The following is a 3,874-nucleotide window of genomic DNA, read 5'->3' on the forward strand; positions in this document are numbered from 1 at the left end:
GTCGAACTCCGACGCCTCGGTCAGGGCCGTACCGGTCATGCCGCTGAGCTTGTCGTAGAGGCGGAAGTAGTTCTGCAGCGTGATCGTGGCGAGGGTCTGGTACTCCTCGCGGATGCGTACGCCTTCCTTGGCCTCGATCGCCTGGTGCAGGCCCTCGTTGTAGCGGCGCCCGTCGAGGATGCGGCCGGTGTGCTCGTCGACGATCAGCACCTCGCCCTCCATCACGACGTAGTCCTTGTCGTTCTTGAACAGCTCCTTGGCCTTGATGGCGTTGTTGAGGAAGCTGATCAGCGGGGTGTTGACCGCGTCGTAGAGGTTGTCGATGCCGAGCTGGTCCTCGACCCGGTCGATGCCCTCCTCGGTCACGGCGATCGTGCGCTTCTTCTCATCGACCTCGTAGTGCTCGTCGATCTTCATGGCGCCGACGATCTTGGCGAACTCGGCGTACCACTTGACCTCTTCCTCGGTGGGACCCGAGATGATCAGCGGCGTACGGGCCTCGTCGATGAGGATCGAGTCGACCTCGTCGACGATCGCGAAGTTGTGGCCGCGCTGCACGCAGTCGGCGATGTTGTCCGCCATGTTGTCGCGCAGGTAGTCGAAGCCGAACTCGTTGTTGGTGCCGTAGGTGATGTCGGCCGCGTAGGCGTCACGGCGCTCGCTGGGCGTCATGCTCGGCAGGATCATGCCGACGCTCAGGCCGAGGAAGTGGTGCACGCGGCCCATCCACTCGGCGTGGTACTTCGCGAGGTAGTCGTTGACCGTCACGACGTGGACACCCTTGCCGCCGAGGGCGTTGAGGTATGCCGGCAGGGTCGAGACCAGCGTCTTGCCCTCGCCGGTCTTCATCTCCGCGATGTTGCCGAGGTGCAGCGCCGCCCCGCCCATGACCTGGACGTCGAAGTGGCGCTGGCCGAGCACTCGCTGCGCGGCCTCGCGGACCGTGGCGAACGCCTCGGGCATCAGGTCGTCCAGCGTGGCGCCCTCGTCGAGGCGCGTGCGGAACTCCTCGGTCATGGCGCGCAGCTCGTCATCGCTCATGGCGTGGAACTCGTCCTCGAGGGCGTTGACCTGGTTGGCGACCGCCTGGAGCTGCTTGAGGATCTTGCCTTCGCCCATGCGAAGGATCTTGTCGATGACCTTGGGCACGTAGATGCACTTCCTGATACGCCAGAGTCCGCGATGGCTGGAACTCCAGAAAAGTTTGAGAGCCTGTTCAGTCTAGGTGACGAGCAAGCGACTCCGTGAGTTCCCCGGCCAGATCACCGTTGGCCGGCGGCACGACGGTGGCCAGGCCCAGCCACCCGGCCATGAGCTGCAGCTCCGCGGCGAGCTCGTCGGCGGTCTCGTCGGGCGCATGCGACTCCGCCCACGCCCCATGGACCATGAGCGACCCGGACTGGCGATCGGCCTTGAGGTCGACCCGCGCGACGAGCCGGTCGCCCAACAGGAACGGCAGCACGTAGTAGCCGTGGATGCGCTTGTGCGCCGGGACGTAGATCTCGATGCGGTAGCGGAAGTCGAACAGCTGCTCGGTGCGCGTGCGCTCGAACACCAGTGGGTCGAACGGGCTCAGCAACGCGCGTGCCGACACCGTGCGCGGGCGCACGGCATCGCGATGCAGGTATGCCGGACGCTTCCAGCCGGTGATCGTGGTGGGGACCAGCTCGCCGGTCTCGACCAGGTCGTCGATGGCCTGCCTGGTCGCCTCGGGTGCCATGCGGAAGTAGTCGCGCAGGCACTGGGCCGTGCCGATGCCGAGGGCACGGGCGGCATGGCTGACCAGCACGCGGTGGGCCTGCGCCGAGTCGAGCGGCGACTGCTCGAACTGTGCGGACGGGATGACGCGCTCGGGCAGGTCATAGACGCGTTCGAAGGCGGAGTTGCGCCGCGCCGCGGTGACCTGCCCCTTGTAGAAGAGGTATTCCAGGGCCATCTTGACCTCGGACCAGTTCCAGCCCCAGTTGTCCTTGTCGCGCGGCGCGTCGTGCTCCACCTCACGCGCGGTCAGCGGGCCCTTGTCGCGCACCTCGTCGAGCACCCACGCCACGAACTCGGGCTGCTCCTGGATGATCCGCGCCATGTTGCCCCACATGCGCGCTCCGGACTCCATGCGGAACTGGAACGCCGGCCACAGGTTGACGTCGACCAGGGCCGCCTCGTGCGCCCAGTACTCGAACAGCCGACGGGGCCGGCGCGAGGCGGCACGATGCAGCAGCTCGCGGTCATAGGGGCCGAGGCGGGAGAACAGCGGCATGTAGTGGGCCCGGACCAGCACGTTGACCGAGTCGATCTGGAAGAAGCCGAGCCGCTCGATGATGCGGTTGAGGTGCCGTGCCGTGACATCGCCGTCGAGCCCGCGGCGCGAGCGGGTGAACCCCTGTGCGGCCAGCGCGATCCGGCGAGCCTGCGTCGTGGTCAGGTTCATGGACCCGATCGTGTCCTACAGCTCGGACAAATCAGGGAATGTCGTCGACGAGCTTGCTGCGGACCGCGTACATCGCGGCTTCCATGCGCGACTTCATCTGGAGCTTCTCCAGGATGTTGCGGATGTGGTTCTTGACGGTGTTCTCGCTGATGAACAGCTCTTCGGCGATCTCGCGGTTGCTGCGGCCGCGTGCGACATGCCGGAGCACACCGAGCTCGCGCGGCGTGAGGTTCGTCGTCGGCGCGGGGCTCTTGGACATGTGCACGAACTCGTCGAGCAGCTTCGTGGCCATGCTGGGGCTGATCAGCGACTGGCCCGAGGCGACCAGGCGCACGGCTTCGGCGACCTGCTCGTAGGTCGAGCCGTCCTTGAGCAGGTAGCCCGAGGCGCCGCTGCGGATCGACTCGTAGAGATCGGACTCATCATCGCTCGCCGTGAGCATGATGATGCCGGTCGTCGGCGAGATCTGCTTGATCGCCGCACACACCTCGACGCCGCTGCGGCCCGGCATGCGTACGTCGAGCAGCACGATGTCGTAGGGGTTCTCGGCGACCATCTCGAGCGCCTTGTCGCCGTCGTCAACCTCTTCGAGCTCCAGCGTGTCGTCCGCACCCAGCACCATTTTGACACCACGCCGGAACAGCTCCTGGTCGTCAACCAGGAGCACCCGAATGCTGTCACCCCGAGAAGTCACATTCCGATCATGCCATGGGATGGGCCACTACGCCGACAACCGGTGCCGTGGGGCTATTCGGTGACGTCGAGGTGGATGACGCCGTAGTCATAGCCCTTGCGCAGGTAGACCACGCTCGGCCGCATCGAATCCTTCTCGAGGAACAGGTAGAAGTCGTGGCCCACGAGCTCCATCTCGTACATCGCCTGGTCAAGTGTCATGGGCGGTGCCTGGTGCGTCTTCTCGCGCACGACGATGGGGCAGTCGCCCTCGGAGTCGATGGGCGACGACTGACCGCTGGGTACGTCGTCGGGCTCATCCGTCGCGAGACCCTCGAGCGGCAGCTCGGCTGTCGCCGATGCCAGCGATGTCGGCGCGTGGCGCCCGTGATGGATGCGGCGACGATCGACCGAGCGCCGCAGGCGGGACTCGAGCTTGTCTATCGCGGCGTCGAGCGCCGAGTGCTGATCAGTGGAGGCGGCTTCCGCCCGGACCGCCGGACCGCGGGACCGCAGGGTCATCTCGACCTTGGCCGCGGTGTCCTGCTGGCGGGGATTCTTCTCGTGCGTGACCTCGACCTCGACGCGACTGATCTTCTGGCGGGAGTCGTACTTCTCGAGCCGGAGGAGCTTCTCCTCGACGTGCTCGCGAAAGCGTTCGGAGATCTCGCTGTTGCGACCGTTGACGACAATTTCCATGGGAACTCCCTTGCCTCGGTGTCGCGCTCGACTTCAGCGCCGTCTTCATGCCATACCTGTGACGTTAGACCGCGC

At 66.0% G+C, this 3,874-nt stretch carries 4 protein-coding genes; all 4 read right to left on the reverse strand.

Annotated features, from left to right (window positions below; genetic code table 11):
* The coding region (locus tag V6M46_RS15065) for a DEAD/DEAH box helicase (RefSeq protein ID WP_442880533.1) at window positions 1-1,119 on the reverse strand (1,119 nt) is incomplete at its 3' end.
* Window positions 1,120-1,216: 97 nt separating this feature from the next.
* Window positions 1,217-2,428, reverse strand: coding sequence for a winged helix-turn-helix domain-containing protein (locus V6M46_RS15070; protein WP_332666571.1), 1,212 nt, complete (start codon window positions 2,426-2,428; stop codon window positions 1,217-1,219).
* Between the two features lie 31 nt (window positions 2,429-2,459).
* Window positions 2,460-3,095, reverse strand: coding sequence for a response regulator transcription factor (locus V6M46_RS15075; protein ID WP_332666573.1), 636 nt, complete (start codon window positions 3,093-3,095; stop codon window positions 2,460-2,462).
* Between the two features lie 80 nt (window positions 3,096-3,175).
* Window positions 3,176-3,799: a ribosome hibernation-promoting factor, HPF/YfiA family gene (gene hpf, locus V6M46_RS15080; RefSeq protein ID WP_332666575.1), complete on the reverse strand. Its 624-nt coding sequence runs from the start codon at window positions 3,797-3,799 to the stop codon at window positions 3,176-3,178.
* Window positions 3,800-3,874: the final 75 nt, after the last annotated feature.

The sequence above is a fragment of the Aeromicrobium sp. genome, assembly GCF_036676885.1.
GTDB lineage: Bacteria > Actinomycetota > Actinomycetes > Propionibacteriales > Nocardioidaceae > Aeromicrobium.